Origin of the sequence: Neorhizobium sp. DAR64862/K0K3, assembly GCF_050500185.1 — a bacterium.
Taxonomy (GTDB): Bacteria; Pseudomonadota; Alphaproteobacteria; order Rhizobiales; family Rhizobiaceae; genus Neorhizobium; species Neorhizobium soli.
In genome coordinates, this window is the sequence record NZ_CP191449.1 from 2,061,658 (window position 1) to 2,086,972 (window position 25,315).

29 protein-coding genes are annotated in these 25,315 nt (G+C 64.1%); 2 read left to right on the forward strand and 27 right to left on the reverse strand.

The annotated features are described in order from the left end of the window. Positions 1-91: 91 nt before the first annotated feature. The 15 genes from ACQY1L_RS10055 to ACQY1L_RS10125 form a co-directional block, all read right to left on the reverse strand. Positions 92-1,687: a Do family serine endopeptidase gene (locus ACQY1L_RS10055; protein WP_430240794.1), complete on the reverse strand. Its 1,596-nt coding sequence runs from the start codon at positions 1,685-1,687 to the stop codon at positions 92-94. A gap of 158 nt (positions 1,688-1,845) precedes the next feature. After that, a complete protein-coding gene (locus ACQY1L_RS10060; protein ID WP_062453433.1) occupies positions 1,846-2,325 on the reverse strand; it encodes a cytochrome c-type biogenesis protein in 480 nt (159 codons plus the stop codon). 143 nt (positions 2,326-2,468) lie between these two features. Beyond that, the gene (locus ACQY1L_RS10065) at positions 2,469-4,463 is read right to left on the reverse strand and encodes a heme lyase CcmF/NrfE family subunit (protein WP_430240795.1); all 1,995 of its coding nucleotides are present in this window, start codon (positions 4,461-4,463) and stop codon (positions 2,469-2,471) included. Beyond that, complete coding sequence (gene ccmE / locus ACQY1L_RS10070) at positions 4,460-5,011, reverse strand: cytochrome c maturation protein CcmE (protein ID WP_062453435.1); 552 nt, start codon at positions 5,009-5,011, stop codon at positions 4,460-4,462. The genes ACQY1L_RS10065 and ccmE overlap by 4 nt, the downstream gene beginning before the upstream one ends. Further along, on the reverse strand, positions 5,008-6,204 hold the full coding sequence (gene ccmI, locus ACQY1L_RS10075; protein WP_430243889.1) for a c-type cytochrome biogenesis protein CcmI: 1,197 nt from the start codon (positions 6,202-6,204) through the stop codon (positions 5,008-5,010). The genes ccmE and ccmI overlap by 4 nt, the downstream gene beginning before the upstream one ends. Before the next feature lie 179 nt (positions 6,205-6,383). Next, a complete protein-coding gene (locus tag ACQY1L_RS10080) occupies positions 6,384-6,779 on the reverse strand; it encodes a hypothetical protein (protein WP_425503213.1) in 396 nt (131 codons plus the stop codon). A gap of 317 nt (positions 6,780-7,096) precedes the next feature. Next, the gene (locus ACQY1L_RS10085) at positions 7,097-8,521 is read right to left on the reverse strand and encodes a sensor histidine kinase (protein ID WP_062453437.1); all 1,425 of its coding nucleotides are present in this window, start codon (positions 8,519-8,521) and stop codon (positions 7,097-7,099) included. Continuing rightward, positions 8,511-9,182, reverse strand: a complete 672-nt coding sequence (locus ACQY1L_RS10090; protein WP_062453438.1) for a response regulator transcription factor — start codon at positions 9,180-9,182, stop codon at positions 8,511-8,513. The genes ACQY1L_RS10085 and ACQY1L_RS10090 overlap by 11 nt, the downstream gene beginning before the upstream one ends. Before the next feature lie 72 nt (positions 9,183-9,254). Next, positions 9,255-9,518, reverse strand: coding sequence for a hypothetical protein (locus tag ACQY1L_RS10095; protein WP_062579714.1), 264 nt, complete (start codon positions 9,516-9,518; stop codon positions 9,255-9,257). A gap of 160 nt (positions 9,519-9,678) precedes the next feature. Then, positions 9,679-9,900: a hypothetical protein gene (locus tag ACQY1L_RS10100; RefSeq protein WP_062453440.1), complete on the reverse strand. Its 222-nt coding sequence runs from the start codon at positions 9,898-9,900 to the stop codon at positions 9,679-9,681. 64 nt (positions 9,901-9,964) lie between these two features. Further along, a complete protein-coding gene (locus ACQY1L_RS10105; protein ID WP_430240796.1) occupies positions 9,965-13,762 on the reverse strand; it encodes a baseplate multidomain protein megatron in 3,798 nt (1,265 codons plus the stop codon). Positions 13,763-13,849: 87 nt separating this feature from the next. Then, the gene (locus tag ACQY1L_RS10110) at positions 13,850-14,314 is read right to left on the reverse strand and encodes an NlpC/P60 family protein (protein ID WP_430240797.1); all 465 of its coding nucleotides are present in this window, start codon (positions 14,312-14,314) and stop codon (positions 13,850-13,852) included. Continuing rightward, positions 14,311-15,186, reverse strand: coding sequence for a DUF2163 domain-containing protein (locus ACQY1L_RS10115; RefSeq protein ID WP_430240798.1), 876 nt, complete (start codon positions 15,184-15,186; stop codon positions 14,311-14,313). The genes ACQY1L_RS10110 and ACQY1L_RS10115 overlap by 4 nt, the downstream gene beginning before the upstream one ends. Continuing rightward, the gene (locus ACQY1L_RS10120; RefSeq protein ID WP_430240799.1) at positions 15,183-15,821 is read right to left on the reverse strand and encodes a phage distal tail protein, Rcc01695 family; all 639 of its coding nucleotides are present in this window, start codon (positions 15,819-15,821) and stop codon (positions 15,183-15,185) included. The genes ACQY1L_RS10115 and ACQY1L_RS10120 overlap by 4 nt, the downstream gene beginning before the upstream one ends. Positions 15,822-15,830: 9 nt before the next feature. Further along, a complete protein-coding gene (locus tag ACQY1L_RS10125; RefSeq protein WP_174196049.1) occupies positions 15,831-16,304 on the reverse strand; it encodes a phage tail tape measure protein in 474 nt (157 codons plus the stop codon). Positions 16,305-16,473: 169 nt separating this feature from the next. Between ACQY1L_RS10125 and ACQY1L_RS10130 the strand changes: the two genes are divergently transcribed. After that, positions 16,474-17,244 (forward strand): hypothetical protein, encoded by a 771-nt coding sequence (locus ACQY1L_RS10130; RefSeq protein WP_174195870.1) that lies wholly within the window; start codon positions 16,474-16,476, stop codon positions 17,242-17,244. A 13-nt stretch (positions 17,245-17,257) separates the two neighbouring features. On the opposite strand, the gene ACQY1L_RS10135 is transcribed toward ACQY1L_RS10130, so the two are convergent. From ACQY1L_RS10135 to ACQY1L_RS10145, 3 genes are read right to left on the reverse strand one after another with little or no spacing between them, the layout of a single operon-like run. Further along, positions 17,258-17,473, reverse strand: coding sequence for a rcc01693 family protein (locus ACQY1L_RS10135; protein ID WP_430240800.1), 216 nt, complete (start codon positions 17,471-17,473; stop codon positions 17,258-17,260). Next, positions 17,473-17,823, reverse strand: coding sequence for a gene transfer agent family protein (locus ACQY1L_RS10140; RefSeq protein WP_062453447.1), 351 nt, complete (start codon positions 17,821-17,823; stop codon positions 17,473-17,475). The genes ACQY1L_RS10135 and ACQY1L_RS10140 overlap by 1 nt, the downstream gene beginning before the upstream one ends. 20 nt (positions 17,824-17,843) lie before the next feature. After that, complete coding sequence (locus ACQY1L_RS10145; RefSeq protein WP_430240801.1) at positions 17,844-18,251, reverse strand: phage major tail protein, TP901-1 family; 408 nt, start codon at positions 18,249-18,251, stop codon at positions 17,844-17,846. 110 nt (positions 18,252-18,361) lie between these two features. On the opposite strand from ACQY1L_RS10145, the gene ACQY1L_RS10150 reads away from it, so the two are divergent. Then, entirely contained in the window at positions 18,362-19,588 is a 1,227-nt protein-coding gene (locus ACQY1L_RS10150) for an MFS transporter (RefSeq protein WP_430240802.1), read from the forward strand. On the opposite strand, the gene ACQY1L_RS10155 is transcribed toward ACQY1L_RS10150, so the two are convergent. The 9 genes from ACQY1L_RS10155 to ACQY1L_RS10195 form a co-directional block, all read right to left on the reverse strand. After that, entirely contained in the window at positions 19,567-19,968 is a 402-nt protein-coding gene (locus ACQY1L_RS10155) for a DUF3168 domain-containing protein (protein ID WP_430240803.1), read from the reverse strand. The two genes, ACQY1L_RS10150 and ACQY1L_RS10155, sit on opposite strands and share 22 nt — an antisense overlap. Beyond that, positions 19,965-20,297 (reverse strand): phage head closure protein, encoded by a 333-nt coding sequence (locus tag ACQY1L_RS10160; RefSeq protein WP_430240804.1) that lies wholly within the window; start codon positions 20,295-20,297, stop codon positions 19,965-19,967. Before ACQY1L_RS10160 ends, ACQY1L_RS10155 begins: the two co-directional genes overlap by 4 nt. Further along, entirely contained in the window at positions 20,297-20,866 is a 570-nt protein-coding gene (locus ACQY1L_RS10165; protein WP_430240805.1) for a head-tail connector protein, read from the reverse strand. Before ACQY1L_RS10165 ends, ACQY1L_RS10160 begins: the two co-directional genes overlap by 1 nt. A 116-nt stretch (positions 20,867-20,982) precedes the next feature. Further along, on the reverse strand, positions 20,983-22,266 hold the full coding sequence (locus ACQY1L_RS10170) for a phage major capsid protein (RefSeq protein ID WP_430240806.1): 1,284 nt from the start codon (positions 22,264-22,266) through the stop codon (positions 20,983-20,985). Positions 22,267-22,282: 16 nt separating this feature from the next. Further along, positions 22,283-22,876 (reverse strand): HK97 family phage prohead protease, encoded by a 594-nt coding sequence (locus ACQY1L_RS10175; RefSeq protein ID WP_430240807.1) that lies wholly within the window; start codon positions 22,874-22,876, stop codon positions 22,283-22,285. 76 nt (positions 22,877-22,952) lie between these two features. Then, positions 22,953-23,279: a DUF6107 family protein gene (locus ACQY1L_RS10180; protein WP_062453454.1), complete on the reverse strand. Its 327-nt coding sequence runs from the start codon at positions 23,277-23,279 to the stop codon at positions 22,953-22,955. Between the two features lie 179 nt (positions 23,280-23,458). Beyond that, positions 23,459-23,767 carry a type II toxin-antitoxin system RelE/ParE family toxin gene (locus tag ACQY1L_RS10185; RefSeq protein ID WP_430240808.1) on the reverse strand — a complete coding sequence of 103 codons (309 nt, stop codon included), beginning with the start codon at positions 23,765-23,767 and terminating at the stop codon, positions 23,459-23,461. Further along, a complete protein-coding gene (locus ACQY1L_RS10190; protein WP_430240809.1) occupies positions 23,767-24,042 on the reverse strand; it encodes a CopG family ribbon-helix-helix protein in 276 nt (91 codons plus the stop codon). Before ACQY1L_RS10190 ends, ACQY1L_RS10185 begins: the two co-directional genes overlap by 1 nt. Positions 24,043-24,102: 60 nt before the next feature. Continuing rightward, complete coding sequence (locus tag ACQY1L_RS10195) at positions 24,103-25,272, reverse strand: phage portal protein (protein ID WP_430240810.1); 1,170 nt, start codon at positions 25,270-25,272, stop codon at positions 24,103-24,105. Positions 25,273-25,315: the final 43 nt, after the last annotated feature.

Genomic DNA, 25,315 nt, shown 5'->3' on the forward strand with positions numbered 1-25,315 from the left:
CCATGAACGGTGAAGGGCGCCGACCGTTGCCGGTGGCGCCCTTCATGAGGTCGTCTGGGAGGACCAACCTATTGGGAACCGGAGGCTTTAATCAGCCTTCGTCGATCGGCAGCGCCACGAAGCGGCTGGTACCGTCGGCCTCGACCTGGAACAGCGCACGGGTGCGGCCGTCCTTGCGGGCCTGTTCAATCACCTTGCCGATGTCATCGGCGGTAGCGACCTTGCGGTTGTTGACCGACAAGATCTTCTCGCCGTTCTTCAGACCACGGGCCGCTGCTTCGCTGTCCGGATCGACTTCGGTCACGGCAAGGCCGGAACCGTCTTCGGCGGGAGCAACGGTGATGCCGAGCGAGGCGAGCGCCTTGCTGGTCGAGGGAACCGGCGCATCCGGCTGCTTCGGTTCGGCCGAAGCCGCCTCGTCGCTTGCCATGTTGCCGAGCGTCACGGTGACGTTCTGCGACTTGCCTTCACGCCACAGATCGATCTTCACCTTGGCATCAGGGCCGAAGCCTGCGATGCGGCGCGACAGTTCGCGGGCATCCTTGATAGCCTGGCCGTTGACTGCGGTGATGATGTCACCTTCCTTGATGCCGGCCTTCTGGCCTGGCGATCCCTCCTGCGGAGCAACGACAAGCGCGCCGGCTGCTTCCTTGAGGCCGAGCGAGTCGGCGATATCCTGCGTCACCGGCTGGATCTGCACGCCGAGCCAACCGCGCGCCACCTTGCCGTCCTTCATCAGGTCGTTGATCACGTCCTTCGCGGTCGAGGCCGGGATCGCGAAGGCAATGCCGACATTGCCGCCCGACGGCGAGAAGATCGCCGTGTTGATGCCGACAACCTGGCCGGAAAGGTCGAAGGTCGGGCCGCCGGAATTGCCGCGGTTCACGGCCGCATCCACCTGGATGTAGTCGTCGTAAGGACCGGAGCCGATGTCGCGGCCACGGGCCGAAACGATGCCGGCAGTCACGGTGCCGCCAAGGCCGAACGGGTTGCCGACAGCCACGACCCAGTCGCCGACGCGGGTCTTGGTGTCGTCGGCAAAGGACACGTAGGTGAACTTGCGGCTGGTGGCATCGACCTTCAGAAGCGCCAGATCGGTGCGGCTGTCGCGGCCGACCAGCTTGGCTTCAAGCTCGGTGCCGTCGTTGAGGACGACCGTGTAGGCCTGACCGTCGGAGACAACGTGGTTGTTGGTGACGACATAGCCGTCTTCGGAGATGAAGAAGCCGGAGCCCTGTGCGGTCGGACGCAGGTGATGCGGACGGTTTGCGCCCGGGCCACCACGATCGGCACGGTCACGCGGACCGGCACCGGGTCCGCCATTCGGACCACCGGGAGCGCCTGGGCCGCCCTGGCCGCCGAATTCCTTGAAGAAGCGCTTCAAGGGATGGTCATCGGGCAGCTGGTCGAAACCGCGACCGCCGAAGTTGAAGTTGAAGTTGTTGCCACCTTCATCGGCGGTCTCCTGCGGCTCGTCCGACTGAACGCGAACGGACACGACGGCGGGCGATACGGCGGAGACCACGTCGGCAAAGCTCGGCGCCTGGGGCGCGGTCACGCTGACGGGGGCCGCGAAGGATGCGGTCACCTGGGCCGGAATGCCGGTCGACAGCATGACGGCCGCAAGGCCGGCTACGGTGGAAGTCTTGAGAACCGTCTTCAGGGAGGGACGTTTAATGGTGCGCATCTGAGCTACCTTCTTCTTCTCGTCAGTCTTGGTGTTGCCGGAGGTCCGGCGGCGGTGGTTGAGAAGAGATATAGGAGCCTGCACCTTAACTGCACGTGTCGGCGGCATGAATTGTTGGTAATGTTCGAGATTCTTGCAGCCTTGAGAAACGGCAGGCCTTACCGCTTCAACAGCTCGTCGATCCGCTTCTTTTCGGCATCTGTCAGAGCCGCGATGGAGCGTGTGTTTGGCCGGGTGCGGATAAAGACGAACAGCGCGACGATGCCGATCACCAGCGCCCCGATCGGCAGCGCCCAGAGAATGATTGTCCTTGCGCTCACACGCGGATTGAGCAGCACGAACTCGCCGTAGCGGGAGACGACATAGTCGATCACCTGCCCGTCCGTATCCCCATCCGTCAGCCGCTCGCGCACCAGAACGCGAAGATCACGGGCCAGCTCCGCATTGCTGTCGTCGATCGACTGGTTCTGGCAGACCATGCAGCGCAACTGCGTCGAAATCTGCCGCGCCCGCTGTTCCAGCGCCGGATCCTTGAGGATCTCGTCCGGATTGACGGCGAAGGCGGGAAGCGGTGCGAGTAGCAGGAAGAGCGCAAGCAGAGCCTGGCATGATCTGCGCAAACCCCATCCTCCCCTCATTCCTGTGCTCGTCACAGGAATCCAGGCACGGCGCGTCCGCGCTGTGAAAGAACCCGCTGTTTCAATTGCGTCTTTTGCGCCCAGAGACCCGGGCGCGCTGGATTGCGGTGACAAGCACAGGAATGAGGGAAGCCGCGAATGTTTCATTCCGCCGGCTCCAGCCCACCCTTCGGCGTCACCACCTTCGGCCGCTTGGCCGGCGCGCCGACCCTCAGCCTGCGATCGGACAGCGACACGAACCCGCCCATCATCATGATCAGACATCCGCCCCAGATGCACAGGATGAACGGCTTCCACCAGATCCGCACGACAATCCCGCCGCTATCCATTGTGTCGCCGAGCGACACATAGAGCTGGCTGAGACCGAAGGTGAGAATACCGGCCTCAGTCGTCGGCATGCGCCGCGCCGTGTAGAGCCGTTTCGAGGACCAGACGTCGGCGACAGCAGCGCCGCCCTTGCGGGCCGTGAAATGCCCGCGGCTTTCGGTGAAGTTCGGGCCGACAGCATCGCGGAACCCGTCGAAGGTGAGCGAATAGCCACCGGCCTCCACCGTCTGCCCCTGCTTCATCTCAACCACCGTTTCGGTGCCGAATGTCGTCGCCGCAAAAATCCCGAGCACGGTGACGCCCATCCCGAAATGCGCGAGTGCCGTTCCGAACGCCGAACGCGGCAGGCCCCTCACGCGTCGAAGCCCTGTCGCGAAGCCGAGCTTGCCGAAATTGCCGCGATACCAGAGATCGGCGATCGCGCCGAACATGCCCCAGAAACCGAGCGCCAGCCCGAAGATCGACAGGACCGGCCCTCCGCCCTGGAAATACGCGAATGCGAGACCGGCCGCGAGCGACAGTCCGGCAAACACGTAGAGGCGCTGCAAAGCTCCCAAGAGATCGCCGCGCTTCCACGCGAGAACAGGGCCGAACGGCACTGCGATCAGAAGTGGCAGCATCAGCAAGCCGAAGGTCATGTTGAAGAACGGCGCGCCTACGGAGATCTTTTCGCCGGTCAGCGTTTCCAGCACCAGCGGATAGAGCGTGCCGGTCAGAACAGTGGCAGTTGCAACGGTCAGGATCAGGTTGTTCAGCACCAGCGCGCCCTCGCGCGAGATCGGCGCAAACAGTCCGCCCGCCTTCAGGCTCGGCGCCCGCCAGGCAAACAGCGAAAACGCGCCGCCGATGAAGACGGCGAGGATACACAGAATGAAGATGCCGCGCGCCGGGTCGGACGCAAACGAATGCACCGAGGTCAGCACGCCAGACCGCACCAGGAAGGTTCCAAGCAGCGACAGCGAGAAGGTCATGATCGCCAGAAGCACGGTCCAGATCTTCAGCGCCTCGCGCTTTTCCATCACCAGTGCCGAATGCAGCATTGCGGTGCCCGCAAGCCACGGCATGAAGGAAGCGTTCTCGACCGGATCCCAGAACCACCAGCCGCCCCAGCCGAGTTCGTAATAAGCCCAGTAGGAGCCCATCGCGATGCCGGCGGTGAGGAATGTCCAGGCCGCCAGCGTCCACGGCCGCACCCAGCGCGCCCAGGCGGCATCGATACGCCCCTCGATCAGCGCCGCGACGGCAAACGAAAAGCAGACGGAAAAGCCGACATAGCCGAGGTAAAGCAGCGGCGGATGGATGGCGAGGCCGAGATCCTGCAAAACCGGGTTGAGGTCCTGCCCTTCCGCAGGTGCGGGGTCGAGCCTCAGAAACGGGTTGGACGAGAGCAGGATGAACAATAGGAAGGCCGAAGAGATCCAGGCCTGCACGGCCAGAACATTGGCCTTCAGCGTATCCGGCAGATTGCCGCCGAACCCTGCCACCAGCGCCGAAAACAAGGCGAGGATCAGCAGCCAGAGCAGCATCGATCCTTCGTGATTGCCCCAGACGCCGGAGAATTTGTAGAGCATCGGCATCATCGAATGGGAGTTTTCCCAGACGTTCTTGACCGAAAAATCCGACACCATGTAGGCCCAGGTCAGTGCCGCAAACGAGATGACCACCAGAGCGAACAGCGTCAGCGACCCGGTCGTTGCCAGCGCCATCATCGCGGGGTCGCGACGCCTGGCACCGATCATCGGCAGGGTGGACACGATCAGCGCGGTGGCAAGCGCCAGAACCAGCGCGTAATGGCCGATCTCGACGATCATTGTCTGGTCACTCCCTCGCCGGACGTTCCCGGCATCTGCAGCATCACCTGCGGCTTGCCGTCGATTTTGGCTTCAGGCTGAGCCGCATCCTTTTTCGGCGCCATGCCCTTGCCGGTCCCGTCTTCCCAGACACCGTCCTTCTTCAGACGGTCGGCCACTTCCTTCGGCATGTAGTTCTCGTCATGCTTGGCCAGCACGCTGTCGGCGGTAAACCGGGTGCCGCCGTCGAACACGCCTTCGGTCACCACGCCCTGCCCCTCGCGAAACAGGTCGGGCAGAATGCCGGTATAGCTGACATCGACCTTGCCATTACCATCAGTCACGGTAAAGCTCACCGTCGATCCCTGGCCGCGCTTGACCGATCCCTCTTCCACCAGCCCGCCGAGCCGGATGCGCGTTCCCGGCTGGATATCGGTCTTGGCCAGATCGCCCGGCATGAAGAAATACGCGACCGACTGCGAGAAGGCGAACATGACCAGCAGCACCGCGATCGTGACGAAGCTCATGCCGCCCAGAATCACCGCCATGCGTTTCTGCTTGCGTGTCATGGTCTTGCTCCTCCCGGCGCCGGCGATGCATCCGCATCGAGCCCGATATCCTTGCCAAGCGCCAGCAGACGCTTGCCATCATTGCCGTCAGGCGGAAACTGCGCCAGTCCGGTCGAAAGTGCGTCGCGGGCCTTCGCCTCGTCGCCCAGCACCGCATAGGAGCGCACCAGCCGCAGCCAGCCCTCGATATTGTCGGGCTCGTCCTTGAGCTTTGCGGCGAGACTGTCGACCATGCCGGCAATCATCGCCTTGCGATCACCCTGCGACAAGTCCTGCGCTGCCGCAACATCTTCCTGTGTCGGTCCTCCGAGCGAAGGGGCCGCAGGCTTTGCCGCCAAAGGCGTCCCGCCGTTCTTGACGATATGTTCGTCGAGCAGACCCTTCCAGGGCGCATCGGCAGGCGTTGCGCTTGCAAGCTCCTCGAACGCTGCCCGTGCCTCATCCTTCCTGCCGCCCTGCTCAAGCCCGAGCGCTGCATAAAAGCGCGAGCGCGGGTCGGTCGGATCGAGCTTCACCGCCTGCTCGAATGCCTGGCGCGCCGCTTCCGTGACGATCCCGTCATTGGCGACAACAAGCGTTTCGCCGAGCCCGGAATAGCGGGCATTGCTCGGACCGATGAACCGGATCGCATTGCGATAGGCAAGTTCGGCGTCACCAGCCCGGTCCAACCGCAGATAGATCGGCGCCAGAATATCCCAGCCCGCACCATCGGTCGGATTTTCGGCCAGGTGCCGCTCCACCTTGGTGACGAGCAGCGCGATATTGTTGCCGGGGTTTTCAAGACGCGCCTGTAACGGCTGGTCCGGGATGCCGGGATTTCCGAGGCTCAAGTAAAGACAGAGCCCCAATGCCGGCGGCACGACGGTGACAAGTGCCGTGGCGATCCGGTGCTTGCCCGCACCGGCCCCGCCGGTATTGTCCTGATCGTTTTCGGCCGCAGCGGCAATCAGCCGGCGTCCAACCTCGGCGCGGGCGTTCTCCGCCTCCTCAGTGCTGATCAACCCGCCTTCGCGGTCGCGGTCGATTTCCCGCAGCTGGTCGCGATAGACTTCGACCTCTCCGGCCCTCGTGGAATTGCTCCGACGAGCATTCGATACGCCGGAAGCAGCCGCCGAAGCGCTGCGCGCAAACGGCAGGAGAAGGGCCACTGCGACGGCAGCCGTCAGCAGCGCGAGAACGATCCACAAATACATCATCGCCCATTACCGCAATCGGTGACGCTTTCCAATGGCCGGCCAGTGGTCTAGCGCGCGTTGACGCGAATTTGACGGGTATTGGCGCAGCCGGCAAGCGTTCCCTTAGCAGCAAAGATCGAGACCGCCCCCGACAGCATCGGCAACGTTTTTTTATTTTCCGCGTCTTATCGGGATTGTCAGGTCAACGGCGTCCATGTGCCGCTGGCGTTGCGGCAGGCTGCCCCCCGCGACATCAGTTCCTTGCCGGCGGCCGTGACGGTGTGGCGATACTGGCGGCAGTTCTGCGAGCCGACCTGGAACGGCGCGTTGGCGATCACTTCGCCGCTCGCATCGTCACCCTTCCACTTGATCGTCTGGCCGACGGCACTGCCTTCAAGCGCGCGGTATTCCGCCTCAAGCGCCCGCGTCCGATCGCTGCTGGAGAGCTCGGCGCCGGTCCGCCCGACGATCCCGCCCTGCAGCGCCGTGATATAGGCAGCCGAACTTGACGGCCGTTGCGACAGCAAGCCTTTCGGTGCACCCGCCGCGGTGGAACTGGTGTTGCACCCTGCCAGCAGGCCGGCAATCGTCATGAATGTTGCTGCAGTGAGGAGATGTGACAACCGCATCGTGTCGGGAACCGCGCTCGTTTCGTTTTCAGGATCGGAACCGGCATCATTCGGTTTCCGGCTTGGCGCCATTATGACGCTATTGGGTCGGAACTGAAATGCTGCGATTGTCGCCTCTCCTATTTGTGCGCAGTTCTTGTTGTCGCCGTGTCGTCACGGCATGATGTTGCATTGGCTGTAGACAAGATATAGCAGGCGATCCGTCCGTCCAGAACCGTCGGAAGCAAGTGCGGCGTCGTTGCCCATCGGCCACAGTTTTCTTCCCTCAACCGGCCTTGTACTCAGCCGGCGACTTCCTTGATCATGCCCGGCAGCAGCAACTGGGTCCGAAGGCCACCGCGCACCCCGCGCGTCATCTCCAGCTCGCCCTGATATTCGCTGACGATCTCGCTTACAATCGACAGTCCCAGCCCGGCGCCCGGCTTGCTCTCGTCCAGCCGCCTGCCGCGCTTGACCGCTTCGGTGATCTGGTCGGGATTGAGACCCGGCCCGTCGTCTTCGACGGCCATCTCGATCCAGGGACGCTTGGCCGCCTCTCCCTCTGCCTTTTCCGGTGGCGCTGTTGCAAGCGCTGCCGTCACCCAGACGCCGGTACGACAGAACCGTGCGGAGTTTTCCAACAGGTTTCCGATCGTCTCCTCGACATCCTGCTGCTCCAGCGCAAGCGCTGCGCCCGGCGGATAGACGGAAAGGTGGAATTCCTTGTCGGGGTTGAGGCGGCGCATCACCCGCACCAGCCGCTCCAGCACCGGCTCGATATCCGTGCGCGCCAGAAGCGAGTTGCGCTGTGCCGCGATCCGGGCCCGGTTCAGATAGGATTGCACCTGCGCCTGCATCGTCTCGGCCTGCGAGCGGACGAGATCGGACTGGACCTTGTCGAGCATGCGCGACTCGTTCAGCAGAACCGCGATCGGCGTCTTCAGCGAATGCGCGAGATTGCCGACCTGCATGCGGGCCCGCTCGACGATGCGGCGGTTGCTTTCGATCAAAGCATTGATGTCGTTTGCCAAGGGCATGATTTCACGCGGGAATTCTCCCTCCAGATGCTCCGCCTCGCTGCGCCTCACACGCTCCAGCGAGCGGCGCGCCGCATCAAGCGGCTGCAATCCGTAGAGGATGGCGAGGCCGTTGACGATCAGGCTGCCGATCCCGAACACGCCGAGCGCGATATAGAGGCTGCGCGAAAAGCTGCGGATATCGTCTTCCACGGCATCGAGATTGCCCGAGACGCGAAACCGCGCCGCGCGTCCCTCGCCGTCCAGAACCACCTCGGTTTCCGCCACCAGAACATGGTTCCCGAAGGCGTCGCGGGTCGGATAGAAGCGTTCGTAGCGATTGTTGAACGGCGCCTGCAGGATCGACGGCACCGTGATGTTGGAGGTCCCGAGCGACGAGGACGAGATCGCCGTCGCGGCAAACGTGCCGAGCGGCTCGATGATCCAGTACCATCCGGTCTCCGGCTGCGAGAAACGCAGGTCGCCCAGTTGGGGGTTGCCGATCAGCTTGTTGTCCTCGCCGATCGTCACGGAATTGATGACGTTATAGAGCTGCGCCCGCAAAAGGTCGGTAAACGAGCGTTCGGCGGACTGGCGGTAGAGCTGCGAAATGACGATCGAGATCACCACCAGCGCCACCGCCGACCACGTGGTTGCCAGAAGCAGAACGCGAGCGGTGAGCGAGCGAGGCCCTATCCGCTTAATGCGCATCGTTGGGCGCTTGCATGCGGTAGCCGAGGCCCCGCACGGTTTCGATCAGGTCGACACCGATCTTCTTGCGCAGGCGCCCGACAAACACTTCGATCGTGTTGGAATCGCGGTCGAAATCCTGGTCGTACATGTGCTCCACAAGCTCGGTGCGCGACACGACCTGGCCCATGTGATGCATCAGGTAGGAGAGAAGCCGGAACTCGTGCGAGGTCAGCTTCAACTGTATCCCATCGACGCTTGCCTTCGATGCCTTGGTATCGAGACGAACCGGACCGCAGATGATCTCGGACGACGAATGCCCCGCAGCACGCCGGATAAGCGCACGCACGCGCGCAAGCACTTCTTCCACGTGGAAGGGTTTTGCCACATAATCGTCGGCGCCGGCATCGATACCCGACACCTTGTCGCTCCACCGGTCACGCGCCGTCAGCATCAGCACCGGCATGCCCTTGCCCGCCTCACGCCACTTCTCGACAACGGTGATGCCGTCCATCTGCGGCAGTCCGATGTCGAGGATCACGGCGTCGTAGGGCTCGGTCTCGCCGAGATAGTGCCCTTCTTCGCCGTCGAAGGCCTGATCGACCACATAGCCGGATTCCTTCAACGCGTCGGAAAGCTGGCGGTTGAGGTTGACGTCGTCTTCGACCACGAGAATACGCATGAAACTGTCCTGAAAATCACTGCGGGCCCCGCCGCGGTATGAAGCTTACAAGCCGGTTTACAGGCAACCGGCCTACATGGGAACCCGGACCGTCACCTTGCGCGGACGTTCGCCATTGCCCTGCACCAGGACGGTGACGATGCAGGTCTGTCCGTCCGAGGATGGCTGGGCGGACAAAAGCTGACCTCCCGTGTCGCGCAATACCTTGTTTGCCGCCGTGCCGCAGTCGCCTGCAACCAGGATCAGATAGTCGCGCGCCGGCGCGTTTGCCGGCACAAAGGCCGCCAATCCCGCTATTGTCGCGGCGATGATCGCAATGATCGGCAGTCGCGCCATGGCTTTCGGTTTCCACTCATAAGACGACAGGTGTCACGCCCCGGGATCACGGTCTTGAATCACGTCCCCGAAATCATGTCCAAAGCATTCGATGGAGTATGTATCCAATACCAACTGAATGGCAAATGAATGGTCTGTAATGCTGACCCTCGTGGCGCCGTCATCCCTTGCCCGTCGGATGGATCGGCGCGCTCGCGACGATCCGCCCGTAGAGCGCCAGCAACCCGCCGAAAGCACCGGCAAAGGTGACCAGAATGTCGGCAAGCTCCCCTTGCGCATCAGCGTTAATCTCCACTCCCGCCACATGCGCAAGCGGGGCGGCAACGGCAATCAGCGCGCCCCAGATCGTCTTCGATTGATACCAGGCTTTTGTCCCGTCCATAGCTGTCTCCCATCACGATATTGTCAGAAATCGGCACACAAAAATTGGCACTCAAACTCGGCTGTCAGAACGCGATCGTCGCAAGCGCCGCAATGCCGAGCGGCACGGCTTGCCCGATCTGGCGGATGCTCAGGGTGAGGCTCGGCTGCTGAGAGCCGAAATCGGCAAGCTCGTCGCTCGCCGGATAAAGGAACAGCGGAGCCTCGACCTCCACCCGCCGCACCACGACGCCACTGGTCCCGAGGATCTCGACGCGGTAGCCTTCGTCCGGCTCGTCTCGCGGAATATCGCGCCCGTCCCAGCCGTCGGCATCGACGCGCCCGCGCCGGATCCAGCGGAACTGGGCAGCGCCATCGGCCAACCGGACACCGCGGATATGCACCGGCGAAAGCGGCGTCTGCGCCCTTTCTCCACCGGCAAACACATGCGGTCCGGATCGGCCTCCGACGGCGCCCAGGCTTTCGGCCAGGAAATTCAGCCTCCGTCCCTGCTCGTCACCGGTCAGCCCGAGCGGCTTCACGGCATCGTCCAGCACCACGCAGGCCGCACCGACAGCGCTCCCGGCCGCCATCGCATCCTCGGTTCCCGCCAGTCCCCGCAGCAATCCGGACAGCCGCCATCGCCCCGCCGCGATCTCCTGCGCCTCGGCAAACCCGACGATCTCCCAGATGCCGTTTGACGCGCGGATGGCTAGCCGGTTGTCGCCGCTCAACACCGCCAGCGTCTGCGCCGACGAGAGACCGCCGAAATAAAGGTCGAGATCGAGCACTTTTGAGCGGTCGAACCGTCCCGTTACACCGGGATCGAGCGCCGAAACCAGCAAGCCGAGCCTTGCTGGGCGATCGACCGTCACCCGCCGGCGATATCCATCGGTCGTTGCCGAAGACGAAACCGCGATCCGCCGCCAGGGCCTGCAATAGGCTGCCACCGCCGCAAACCCTGCCTCATCGGACGAGGTCAGCCGCGGCAGGTCGAGAAAATGGAGGACCGGCGCAAAGGCGTCGCTCGCCGAACGACCGCTCTCACGCCGCGTCGTCACTGCGTCATAGCGACCAGGCGGAAGCGGCGCATGGTTCTGTGCCTCGATCCGCCGCACCGTCCCGTCCTCGACCCGCTGGACGACGAAGATACCGTCGGGACCATCTGCCAGGTGCACCGCATCGCCGGGCTCGAGCGCCAGATCCTGCGGCGGCAGCGTGAAGGAGATCGAGCGCCGTGCCACGCGCTGCGCTCGCAGCACCGATTCCACCGCCCCGAGCGCCGCCTCCTCGCCAAGCGTCGCCGGCAGGTCGTAGCTTGCCACACGCTCGCTTTCGGCCGTAGCGCGGCGCGACCGTGCGCTCGCCTGCTCGTAGTCCAGAACCGGATTGTAGAAGCCCAACACCGCTTGCGCCGGGAAGTCGCTGTCGTGGCCCCGGCTTTCCGACCAGAGGGGTTCGCCTTCGACCTCCGCCACGATCCCGATCTCGCGCGCGGCAAGGCTCGCACCCTGCCTCGAGCGGAATCGCAAACGTCCCGCATCCTCGCTGACGTCGATCTGGAACACGCTTAGCAAGGGCTCCAGCAGCGAGCGCGCCGAGGTAACATCGGCCTGCACGTAGCCGGTCAGATCGCCGGTCACGCCGGACACGTCGAAATCGTCAAAACCGTGATCGGTGAGGATGGCCGCGATCGCGTCGGCAAGCGTCGTTCCGCCCAGCCTGCCGTTCAGCCAATGCCCCGTGCGCCAGTTCTCGCCGTCGCTCCAGATCGTCAGGTCGTCGGGAAACGCCGGAGACGGCCGCGCATCCCACGTCCAGACGAACACATGATCCGGATCGACCATGCCGGCGGGTGCCGCATCGCCCTGCCACCAGCCATGATGCGCTTCAAGAAACCGTCGCTGCTGGCTGTCGGAGCGCCCGCCGGACGAGAAATACGGCAGGCTGCTTTCCACCGATTTCGGATCGACAAACACATTCGGCTGGTTGGCGCCCTTGTCGACAGCCGGGCAGCCCAGTTCGGTAAACCAGGTCGGCTTCATAGCGGGCAACCAGGCCGTCGCTTCCGCACTCTCCACGCCGCCCACCCGGTTATAGTGACGGTTGCTCCACCAGCCCTGGATATCCTTGGCGCGAAACACCCAGGGCTTGCCCGCCAGCCCGTCGCTGATCGGCGAGCGCAGTCGGTTCGCCCGGTCGGCCTCGCTTGCATAATACCAGTCGAAGCCCTCACCCGCCGCAATCTGCGCCGCCATCGCCGCCCGGTCCTCGCAGGACCGGAACCCATCCGGATTTGCCGCTGCCAGATCCTCGTCGCGCCAGTCGGCGAGCGGCATGTAATTGTCGATCCCGACCGCATCGATATAAGGCGACGCCCAGAGCGGATCGAGATGGAACAACACATCGCCGGAACCATCCTGCGAGTGGTAGCCGAAATATTCGCTCCAGTCGGCGCCATAGGTCAACGCCGTCGCCGGTCCGACAAGCGCCCGCACATCCGCTGCCAGCGACACCAGCGCCTCGACAAACGGAAACGCACCGCTCTGATCCCGGATCTGCGTCAGCCCCCGCAGTTCCGATCCGATCACCAGCCCCTCGACGCCACCGGCCGTATTGGAGAGCCCCGCATAGTGCAGCACCATCCGCCGATAGCCTTCCGCCCCGCTGGCAAAAGCCTCGACCTGCGTCCTCGCAAGAGCCGTCCTGTCGGCACTTCCAGCCAATCCCGCGGCCGGATGACAGGTGATCCGCCCGCGCCACGGGTAGCTTGCCTGTTCCGCCTGACCATAGGGATCGGCCAGACCATTGCCCGGCGCGATGTCCATCATCACGAACGGATAGAGAAAGACCTTCAGCCCACGCGCCTTGAGATCCGCGATCGCCGCCAGCACGCTCGCGTCCCCAGGCGTGCCGCCATAGGCCGGGCCGCCTCCCGACGAGCTGACGCGATGCGCCGCGCTCCTGACCACGCCTGCAACCGACCATGGCGTGCTTTCGTCGCGCCGCGTCTCGACCTCGACGCCCGGCAGAATGCGGCATTGCCCGGCGCGCAGATCCGTCCCGAACCAGGCAACGACCAGCGCCACACTCTCGATATTGGGGCAAAGCGCCTGCAGTTCGTCGAGCGATGCCTGCCAGTCGGTCGTTGCCACCATCGTGTTGCGGTTGAGAATGCGTGCGCTGCCTTCCGCCGTCTTCTCGGTCACCTGAACCGTGTGATAGCCATGCTCGGTCGCGCCGGGAATGATCGTCACCGCCCGGATCTGCCGCTCCAGCGTCCCGACCGGCCGCACCACCTCGAACTGCAGCAGCGGAATGCGGTTGCCAAACGCTTCGAGCGGCAACCGGTCGAACACGACATACGCAAGCCCACGATAGGCCGGCGCCTTCCCTTCGCCCTGCTTTGCCTCGATCAGCGGATCCGGCAACTGTGTCTCGTCGCCCACATGCACCCGCATCTCGACCGCCGTCAGGTCCATTTCCTGACCATCGGCCCAGACGCGCCGCACGCAGGCGATCGGCCCCTCGCAGAGCCCGACGGCGAAGTTGGCGAAATACTGAAACGTTTCCGTCTGAGACCCGCCCGTCGCCTTGGCGCCGCTCCGCTCCCGCGTCGCCTCCTCCTCGAACCGCGTCGCCCAGATCAGCGTGCCCCCGATCCTCGCGGTCCCATAAACCCGGCTGACCGGCGCCCCTTCGTCCGCCCCCGGAATACGCGCCGTCGCAAGCCTAGCACCCGAGACGGTCGAGGAGCCGCCAAGCAATGCCCGATCAACGACGCTCCCCGCCAACGCCCCCGCCGCCCGTCCAAGGATCGCCCCGACAGGACCAAACACACCGCCAAGTGCCGCACCCGCCGCCTGAAACAGGATCGTCGCCATAAAAACCCCTCACGCCGACCCAGTCGTGAACTGGATGCGCGCTAAAATTGTCAAGTTATTGGATTGTGGGAGGGAGGTGGCTGCCGCTCACTTGCTCGCCGGCGACTGCCCCTCATCCCTTGCCGTCGGAAACCGGTGCACGGCAGCGATTTTGCGGCGCCAGGAGGGCACGAGAACCGAGCGCGTCACCGCCATCTGCTCGTAGGCATGAATGAAATGGGACGGCCCGGCCAGAATGCCCGCATGCTTCATCATCGTGTCCGGTCGCCAACGAAACAGCAGCAGATCGCCCGGCTGCATCTGCACGACGCCAAATGACGGTCCAAACAGCCGGATGCCATCCTCCGCCATCCGATCTTCGCCGCCCCGTTCCGCCCAATCGGGCGCATAGGGCGCCACCGGTTCCGGCTCCTCGCCATAAAGCTCCCGCCAGATGCCGCGGATCAGGCCGATGCAATCGCAGCCGATGCCGCGCGTTGCCCCCTGATGCCGATAGGGCGTGCCGATCCAGGTCTCAGCCACCGCGACGATCCGCTCTCCGGCGGCACTCATTCGAACAGCGCTCCGCCGTCATGCAGCCGCTCGCCATCCACATAGGAATAGGCAAAATCGGAGCCCGGCACATGCGGAAAGCCGCGGAAGTTGAGAAGGTTCGCGAACCGCCCGCCGCACGTCGAAACCGTCTTGTCGCAACCGGCCGTCAGCGTCACCGCCTGCCCGGGAACGACCGCCTGCTCCAGCGGCAACCAGAATGTCAGCCCCGCCTTGCCGTCGGCGCGTCGCTCGTGAACCTCGATATCCACCTGCGCCCCGCCCGCAAATTGTGCGACGCCACGGCCGAAAAATCCTTCCGCAAAACCGGACAGACCCGACACGACGATGCGGCTTTTATCGATCACCGCATCCACCAAGCCATTCCCGCGCCAGGCCGAGAGGTCGACCCGGCAGCTGTTATCACCAAGGCTCGCGTCGCAGCGCCTGCCATAGACCCGCCCCTGTGGCTGGCCCAGCCGATGCGCAAGGCTGCGCAGCTCTGCCTTGAAGGCGCCGCCCGATCTGGAAACTTCGCCGATCTCGCGGATATTCAGCAGCATATGCTGAGCGGCATCCGCCCAGTTGACCACGAACAGCTCAACCCGCGCGCCGTCATAGCGCCCGCTTGCAAGATCCGCCTCGTCGATCGCAGCGCTGGAGAGGCCGCCTTCCACCTCTTCCGCGCTGGCTGCCATGCCGAGCGCCTGTTCTGCCTCGCTTGCCGCAAAACCGCTCGCCGCCAGAAACGTCGTGCCGTCGAACGCAAGATCGCGGTCATGCTCGGTAAACCCCAGAACCACCGCGTCGCGTCGCGTCACGCGCCAGCCGTAGCAGATCGTCGTCGCCTCGCCTGCAAGATGGCCCGCCAAACCCGCCGGGATCGCCCTCATGCCAGCACCTCCGTCAATGGAATGGCCGGGATACACCCGGCGTCGAAATGCGCCAGATTGATCTCGATCCGGTCGGTATCGAAGCGCACGGCCACGTCGAATTCGAACCCGGCCCGCACGATCTGGCCGGCCGTAGGCACCTGCCCTGCCGCAAAGGTCACGATGCCGGCCGTCGTATCGACGATGAAGGACGTCGCTGCCTTCGCCACGCCGCCGACCGACACGACCACCGTTCCCGCCACCGGCTTGGTGATCCGTCGCTCCCAGCCGCCGGCCGCATCCGCATAGGTTTTCGTCAGCGAGAACGCGGAGGTCGCCCCATCGCCGACCCCGATCTGCTGGTCGCTCGCCGAGATCGCCTGGCCCGGACCGCAGGATTTCCAGTCGACCGGATCGCGAAACCTGAAGCCGTAGAGCTGGCCGCCGCGTGCCTCGAAGAATTCCAGAACCGCATAGAGATCGGCAACCGATTTCACCCCGGATCCAGCCTCATAGCTTCGCCGCGAATCGCGCCAGCGCTGGTTGCGGGCCTCCCGTCCATTGGACAGATTGACGATATCGGTCCGCCGCATAGGCCCGCCGGAGGCGCCAAGCGCCACCCGCAGGGGAAAGCGCACTTCATGAAATCCGCTCATCGCTGCTCCTCACAATCCTCTGTTTCCGCGCGAAACGCTGCGTGCCAGCATGGCCGAAATCTGGCCCTCGCTTTTGCGGAAGCTTGCCGCATCGGTCGCCGTCACGTTGAACACCACCTGCGCTCCCCCGCCGCCGCCAGCTGACGCCACACCGAGCGCCCCGTCCGCGCCGCGCCGAAGCGGCAGGATCGCCTCGGCACCCGCCTCGCCCATCAGCCCGGTGCCGCCGCCCATCGAAAAGAAAGTCGGCGCCCGCACGACACCGCCATCGGCAAACGGCGTCACCGAACCGATCAGCCCGCTCACTGCATTGCCGAGCAGGCTTTCGAGCGGCTTCAGCCCTGCCGATAGCGAAATATCCGCCAGCCGGTTGCCGAGCCCCTTCAGCACGTCGTCCAACCCCTTGCCCCCGGTCGTCGCCGTGCTCAGTGCACTGGTCAAAGCCCGGCCGAACCGGTCCGAACGCGCCTCAAGATCCGCCATCACGCCGGACAAGGCTTCAGCCCCCGTCACGGCCGCACCAAACGTCTCGTCATCTGGATCCACAGCCTCAGCTCCCGTTCAAATTTCGCCGACCAGCCACCTTGCGGCGGGCAGGAACAATGCTAGATTGCAATTAATACTATTTGCACCTTAAGATGGAGGAGGCCGAATGCTGATCGATCGAACATGGTTCCGCAAAAATCTCGGATGGATCATTCTGTTTCTAGCTGTCTTACCGGCTGCAGCCTGGGTCATGGTTTACGGCAGCATCCACCTCCCGGTACTCACTTTCGCCCTGTGCGAGCAGACCAGATGCACCGCTCAGGACTGGGCAAGCGCGACCAGCGGTTGGGCAGCTCTGGTGGCTGCCATCATCGGAACCTTTCTGGCACATGGCCAGCTTTCGCAACAGCGCCGGCAGACTGCCTTCATGCTGGGCGATGCGCCTCCGACGATCGAGCGCGTCGTCATGCGTGACGACCAACAGTATGACTGGATCAGAGTCATCAACTGGAACAGACGAAACTTCAACATCGTCGAGGTGCAGGCGACGGTCGGGTTTCGCAACATGCCGATGGGCAGCGTGAAATTCGTTCGCAAGAACGGGGATGGCTCCATCAGGGAGCTCACACCCAGCGTCGAAGCGGGCAAACTGCAGTATTTCGTTGCCATCCCTGGCTGGATAGATCGTCAGACAACGCCCGGCGCGGTCGAGTTCCGATGCGCCTTCGATCTCAAGTCGGCTCCGCGCGCCCTGGCGAGAAAGCGCGGAAACTACATCACCTTCAAGGTAGCGATCTTCTCCGGCGAGGATCTGACCGAAAGAACCCTGAAGATCAGGCTACCTGCCGGGACGGTCGTGAACTACGTCGATCAAAGTATTGATCCAGTCAACGATCAAGGACTGCACCCGGTCGCCTCGGTTGGTCACATGTCATGAGGCGCGGGGCGAACTAGCCATCCGGAAAAGCCAGCATCAGCGTCTCCAGCCCGGCTCGCTCGATCGACGTTGTGCGTTTGATCAGACCACCGGTTGCGGCAAACAGCTCCCGTGGCGTCATCGCCCAGAATTGCGGTGCGGAAAGCCGCAGCAGGCAGAGACCGGCATGCATCGCCGCATCCCATGGGAAAGGCTCAAACACCTGCGCCTTCCCGCCCGCTGCGGCCATCAGGGGTTTGCCGGTGACGTGCCCTCATCCGTGCCGAAGGCAGCACTCAGCAACTCGCCGACGATCCGCGCGCAGGAGAGGATCCCGCCATCGACGCTCATCGCAGCCGCCTCGTCGTCGGTAATCAGGTTGCCGCCGCCGCGAAGGCCGGCCCCGATGATGCGGATCATGTCGGCTGCCTTCATCCGCCCGGAGGAAAACCGTCCCGCGAGCTCCGTCAGATCGCTCGCCGCAAAGGCCGTTTCCAGTTCCGCCAGCGCGCCCAGCGTCAGACACAGGATCCGCCGCTCGCCGTCCATTTCGGCCTCCACCTCGCCGCGGCGGCGGTTGGCCCGTCCATGCATGCCCATGAAATCCCCCTTTCATGCTCCTACAATGCTGTGAAAGTCACGACCCCGGCGGATTCGAGCGCAATCTCGAACCGGATTTCGCCATTGTGCTCGCCGGAATATTCAAGCGCCGTCACCTGGAACGCCCCCGCGAGCGTCGCGAAACTGGGGATGATGATCTGCCAGGAGAGGATCGTGCCGGCAAAGAACGTGCTGCGCACCAGCGCATCGCTCGTGCCGTCCTTGAAGATCCCCGAACCGCTCAGCGATGCCCGCTGCACACCCGCCCCGCCCAGAAGTTCGCGCCAGCGCCCGCTGCTTTCGGCATCGGTAATGTCGACCGTTTCGGCGTTGAAGGCGATCCGCCTGGAGCGCAGTCCCGCCACGGTCAGAAACGTCCCGCTATTGTCCACCTTCAGGAGAAGGTCCTTGCCCTTCTGTGCCGCCATGTCCCGATCCTTTTCCAACCGCTTTCAAGCATTGATGCTTTCGGGTTCGCCGCCGACCTGCTACAGCCGCGGGACACATCCCTTTGCCCGCTTCCCATCGCGATATCGCATTGACCAAGTCCCCCCTCCGGTCCGCCCAGACCATTGGCGTTCTCGCCATCACGCAACTCATCGGCTGGGGCACCACGTTCGAAAGCCTCGGCGTTCTCGGTCGCTCCATCGCGCCCGATCTCGGCCTCGCCAACGAAATGGTGTTTGCCGGACTGTCGGTGATGATGCTCGCCAGCGCCTTTTGCGGCCCGCTTGTGGGACGGCTGCTCGGCCGCCACGGGGCGGCAAAGGTTCTGGCCGCCGGTTCCGTATTCTTCTGCGTCGGATTGCTCGTGCTATCGCTTGCGAACGGCCTGCCGCTTTATGCGGTCGCCTGGATTCTGCTCGGTGCCGGCGGCGCCTTTTGCCTGTCGGCGCCGGCCTATGCCGCGGTGGTCGAGCGTGAAGGCACGAAGGGCCGTCGCAGCATCACCATCCTGATGCTGTTTACCGGCCTCTCCGCCACCATCTTCTGGCCGCTGCTCAGTCTCGGCAACGATCTCATCGGCTGGCGCACCACGCTGATGGTCTGCGCTTTCCTGCATCTGTTCGTCTGCGTGCCGCTCTATCTGTTTGCCCTGCCGAAGCCGATCGCCTGGGACACCGCCGATGCCGGCGTCGATGCGCCGCCGGTTGCCTTTACCGCCCGGCAAGGCAGGCTCGCCTTCCTTCTGGTCGCCACCGCCACCACCATTGCCTCCTTCGCATCCTACGGCGTGTCGCCGTCGCTTCTGGAACTGTTGCGGCAATCCGGCGCGACGCCGGAATTTGCCCTGCAGCTTGCCGCAGCGCGTGGCGTCATCGGCATTTCGGCGCGTGCCTTCGATATGCTGCTCGGCAAGCGCGGCAATCCGTTCATCACGGCAGTGACCGGCAACAGTTTCATGATCCTCGGCTTTCTCAGCCTCATCGTCCTGCCGTCGTCGACAGCAACGCTGTGGATCTTCATCGGGCTTTACGGCATCGGCTCGGCAGTCCTGCAGGTCGCAAAGGCGCTGCTGCCGCTTGCCCTGTTTTCACCGCGCGACTACGGCCGCCAGGCCGCACGGCTGTCCATGCCGCAAAACCTTGCCAATGCGCTCGCCCCCGTCGTGTTCACCGCACTGCTCGATCGTTCGGGCGCTCTCACGGTTCTCGTCGTCACCGTCCTTCTGGCCGGCTCGGCGCTTACAGGCATCCTCTTCCTGATGCATCTCGTCCGGCTGAGTAACCGCATGGCGGCCTCTCACTCGGTCACCGCGCGATAACGCAGCTCGACCTGAAGATACCGCGTGTTAGGTTCGCGCCTGGTGCGCGATCCCGTCCGCAACAGGCTCACCAGCACAAACCCTTCCAGCGTCAGCGCCGCATCGTGCAGCAGCGTGTCCACCCGGCTTGCGATCTCCTGCGCCTGCCGCCGCCCCTCGGCCTGCGACCACACGGTGATGGTCAGCGTATGCACCTCGCCCGGTTCCGTGCCGGTCGAATAGTCACGCGTCTCCCATTCTCCGAAGGCGATCGCCGGCAGCTTCGGCTTCGGCATCAGCCGGTCGTGCACCCCCCCTTGGCCCACCAGCGCCATCAGTGCCGCGTCGCCGGTCAGCCGCGTATGCACCGCCTTCATCAAAGCGTTGGAGGCTGAGGTCATGGTGCCTGCTCCTCGCATTGGCAGACCAGATAGCGCCCGGTCTCGTCAGGGTCGCGCACCAGTTTCAGCAGAAAAATCCGCGCGCCCTTGGTCAACCTCTGCCCGGCCGCGACATCGCTTCGAAACCGGATCCAGATCCGGTGACTGACCGTGCCCAGCTCCGCGCTTGCCGCCTCCGTCACCACGAACGAGACCGGCTCGATCTTTGCCCAAACAGCCGCCACCGACTGCCAGGTCACACTCGCACCGCCTTGACCGTCGGCCACGGAAACCGCCTCTTCCAGCTCCAGCCGGGCGGTCATCTGGCCCGGATCGAGAAACACCACCATCACAGCCTCCGCACGCGAAAGGGCGCAATCAGGCGTTCATAGCCATCGGGAGTGCCCGCCGGCTGCTGGTCCGGCGATAGCACGCCGCGGAAAGCGAACATGTGGCCGATATGGATCAGCATCGCCCGCTTCAGCGTATCCGGCACATCGGTCCCGGCCTCGCCATAACCCGCGGAAAAGTCGATCTCGATCCCGTTCAACGCTTGGCCGGGAGCGGTCGTCGAGCGCAACCACAGTCGGGCTGGCCGTCCCTTGCCGTCGAGCAGATGGTCTTCAAGCGACACATTAACCGCGTTGCCCGCGGCATTATAAATTGTAACGCTCTGAATCGCTTGCACCGGAGACTTGAGGATGCGGATCACGCCATCGGAGGGCCAGAAGTCGAGATAGAGGCGCCACGTCTGCTCCATCAGGCAGACGCCCGTCTCGCGCTCCAGATACTCGCGGGCGGTCGCAATCAGCGATCCGATCAGCGCATCCTCACCGGCGCCGTCAAGACGCAGATGCGCCTTCGCCTCGGCAAGCGTCAGCGGTTCCGCCAAGGGCGGAGTGGTCTGGGCATAGGTCATGGGGATCCTCGTCGAAGATAATATCCGGCCCCACCCCACCCTCCCCAATGATGCGGGAAGAAGGTGGGATGTCCGGATGACGGGCAGTTCCGGCACGCGTCGGTGCGCTTGGCCGATCAGCTCACGGCGAACCGCACCAGCTTGATCGCTTCAAAGTTCTGCACCCCGCCGCCGACCCGCTTGGTGGTGTAGAACAGCACATAGGGCTTGGCGGAATACGGATCGCGCAGGATACGCACACCCGCCCGATCGACCACGAGATAGCCCGAGCGGAAGTCACCGAAGGCAAGCGAGGTCGAACTTGCGGCGATATCGGGCATCTCCTCGGCTTCTGCGATCGGAAAGCCCATCAGCGAGGCAGGCTGGCCCGCACTTGCCGGCGGCCGCCACAGGTAGTTGCCGTCGACATCCTTGAACTTGCGGATATCGGCCTGCACCTTGCGGTTCATCATGAACGTGCCGTTCTGGCGGTGGCCGGCCTTGAGCGCGTAGATCACCTCGACCAGCGTATCGGAGGGATTGGTCGCCTTCCAGCCGCCGGCAACGCCGGTTGCGATATAGCCGAGACTGCCCCAGGCCCAGCTCGCATCGGCAACAGCCGTATAGGCGAGAAAACCCTTCGGCTTGTTTACCCCGTCACCGCGCACGAAGGCATCGCCCTCCTGCTCGGCAAAGACGATATCCACTTCGCCAGCGATCCAGGCCTCCATGTCCACAGCCGCGTCGTCCAGCAGCGCCTGCGTGGCGGCCGGCATGGCGTAGAGTTCCATCGTCGGGAAGGCGAGTTCGGCCAGAAGCGGCGTGTTGGTCTGCGGCCGCGCCGCCGTTTCCGCCACCCAGCCGGTGGTGAGACCCGTCGTCGAGAACGGCTTCTTCAGGACCGAGGTCGAGACGGTGCGCACGGTCGAGAGCGCTCGCATCGGCGACACGACAGACACGCGGCGGCCGATTTCCGTGTCGGTCTCCGGCGGCACGAGATAGCCGCCATCGGCGCCGACCCCGACGGAAAACGCCTTCGCCTCCAGCTCGCGCAGCCCCGAATCCTCGCCGCGACGGATATAGGCGTCGAACCCCGCCTTGTGCTCCATCGCTTCGGGCGAAAGCTCGGCACCCTGGCCGTAGCCACCGCGACCACCGAGCGGCGGTCGCGCCTTCTTCAGCGCCAGCTGGTCCAGCACCCGTTTCTGGTCGTCCATCGCCCGGTTGATGCGGTCCACCTTGTCGCGGGTCACCACATCGGCGGTCAGCTTCTGCTCGATCTCGCCGAGCCTTCGGTCATTGACGTCCTTGAAGGCCTCGAACGCCTCCATGAATTCGTCGAGCGCCGCCGTCACCGTCTCAGGTACGGCTTTCACTTCCGGCGCCACGGCGCCACTTCCCTGTCCCTGTCCCGTCATCATGCCCTGTCCTTCTCCATTATGCCTTGTTCTGCCTGAACGACGATCTCCACATCATCTTCGCCGCCCGCCGCATCTGGCGAACGAGCTCCGTCTCGCGGTCGCGGAAGAAGCGCTGATGCTTGACGTCGGACACCCTTGCCGATGGCAGCATCGGAAAGGTCACGACGGAGATTTCCCAAAGATCCGCCTCGAGGATGCGCCGCACCCCCGTCTTGGCGTCGGTGCGGGCCCGCACGGTTCGAAAACCGATCGAAAGCCCGTCCAGCGCACCGGACTTCATCAGCGCCAGCACTTCCCGCGATCGTGCGACGCCCGGCGAAAGCACGCCCTCGACGTAAAGCCCGCGACCATCCTCGCGGATCGTCTTCCAGGCGCCGATCGGCTCGTTCGGATCGTGCTGGTAAAGCATGCGCACGCCGGTTGCGCCGCGTTCGACCAGCGAAGAGAGAAACGCCCCCCGTTCGATCCGGTCACGACCGAGATCGACCTCGCCGAACACGCTGGCATAACCGGAAAACGTGCCGTCGCCGGCAATGCCGGCCAGTTCCAGATTGGCGAATTTGCGCACATTCGGGCGCATGGGCGGGCGTTGCCCGCGGTCAGCGTGCATCGGGATCTCCTGCAATGTCATTGAACCTGTCGACCCGATCCGCCCGCGGCGGAGGGAGTTCGTCGTTGGGAGCGACTTACTCCCTGCGCCGCCCGTATCGCTCGGCCAAGCGCGAAAGCGCGCCCAGCACCCACCAGGCCGAGAGACTGGCGGCAGCCGATCCCGCCAGCAAGGTCTCCGGCTCGGGAAGCTCACCGCTGATCCCCAGCCTCGCCATCAGCCACAAGCCGGCAGGCCCGCCGAAGATCAGCCCGCAGGCCACCCCGGTCAGAAACCGGCTCGCCGCCTCGTGCCCGCTTTTCGGCAGGAGATAGACCAGCGAAACGCCCGCACCCGCCACCGCACCTGCGGTCCGCGCAGCCCACACGCCAAGCGTTCCCGGATCATGCCCAAGGTCAGCCATCGTTAAACTTTCTGGGTTATGTTGAGAGTGTCAGCCGGAAAGCGGATGTCGATCCGCAACCGCCAAGGCCTCGCGCATCTTCACGCGCCACATGAGGCCTTCAGGTTTTCATCAATCCCCTGAATCGCTTGAGAGACAGCGTTGACGAGTTGGGTCAGGGGTTTGAGAAGTTGAGTCTCTCAGTTTCCATCGTCTGCCTGCCCGTCCGCTAAAAGATCGGGCGGCAGTTGTCGGCCGTGTCGGATGTGGGAAACGGAGACGATCCCCTTCTCCATCCTGTAGTCGATGACATATTCGCCGGACACGAAACGGCGCCTTCCTTCCAGCGCCTCAATCGGGCTACCGGCTTGCGGATAGTCCAGCAAAAGCCGCATAGATCCCCGCAATTGCCGCAGTACCGCTTCGGCGGCGCGCGGATTGAAACGCTCCAGATACCGCTGCTCGCTTCTCAGAAAGAGCGCCGCATCCTTGGAGAGCCTGATCCGCATCAGGCGGCGTCGCTCTTCTTCTCGTCGAGCACCTCCGCGAAGAACACTTCCGCATCGACGAATTCGCCGCGCGCAATCTGTTCCTCGCCCTTGCGGATCTGCAGGATGTCATTCCCCTCCGCCATCAGATAATATTTCAGCGCCCGCACGATCACCCAGCTCCTGCTGCGATCGGATGTCTCGGCGATCTTCTCGATGTCGTCGAGAATGTCCTGCGGCACGCGCAAGGTGATCGGGTCCGAGAGAGCGGGCTTTTCGGATTTGGCATCTGCCATGACGATCTCCATCTGTAATACACCGTATTACAAAATACACCTTGCGCCGCGATCGCGCAATCACGCCGAATACCCCACAGCCTCGCGCTTCTCGTCCTCCGTCAGGAAGCCTGCAGCCCCGATCCGCGCCCACAGCGCCTCGCGCTCGGCCGAGAGACCTGCCACCCGGTCGAGATCCGGCTCCAGCCGCAACCCCTCACCGTAAGCGTCCGAAAGCCAGGCGGAAAAGCTTGCGGCCGTGCGGGCAATCAGCGGCAGCACCGTCAGGCGGTAGAAGGCGCGGTTCGCTTCCTGATAGTTGGCATAGGTATTGTCGCCGGGAATACCGATCAGCATCGGCGGCACACCGAGCGCCAGCGCAATGTCGCGGGCAGCACCGTTCTTTGCCTCGATGAAATCCATGTCCTTCGGCGAAAGCCCCATCGCCTTCCAGTCCAGCCCGCCTTCCAGAAGCAGCGGCCGCCCGGCATTGACCGCGCCTGAATAGCCCGCCTCCAGTTCGTCCTTCAGCCGCTGATACTGATCCGCGGAAAGATTGCCGCCGTCCTTCGGCTGGTAGACCAGCGCGCCCGAGGGCCGTGCGGAATTGTCGAGCAGCGCCTTGTTCCAGCCCGCCGCCGCATTGGAAAGATCGAGCGCCGCCCCTGCCGCCACCAGCGGCGACAGACCGCTATGGTCGTCGAGCGGATGAAACAGCTTCAGATGCAGCAGCCCCGGTCCGTCGCGATCGACAGCAAGCCGCCGCGTCACCTGCCCTGCGCGATAATCATAGGCCGCAATCCAGCCGTCGCGTCCCTCGACGACGCTCACCCGGTCCGGCCGCAGCAGATGCAGCTCGCGCAGGTCGCCGCCAAGCGCCAGCGGCTCCACATAGGCATTGCCGGATAAAAGCAGATGCCCGTACAGCGCCTCGAAGAAATCAGGCCCGCTCTGGCGCCCGTTCGGACGTGCCAGAAGCGCCAGTGCCGGATGATCGGCCACCTCCGTGGTCCCGCGATAGGCGAGCCACGGCACGGCGGCGGCAGCTTCGGCCACCATCCGCATGGCCCGATAGGCGATCGGGTTCTTCATGAACCCGGCCTTTGCCAGAGCCGCATAGGACCGCCCGGACCAGTGCGCCGCGCCATCGCCAGATACGATCGCAAAGCCCGACGATAGCCCCGACGTCGCCTTGGTTTCCTGAGGCGGCGCGATGCGGGAAAGCCCAGGAAGCCGGAATGGAAATCTCATCGTTTCATCCTTCACTCGATCCGGGATCAATTCCCTCTGAAGA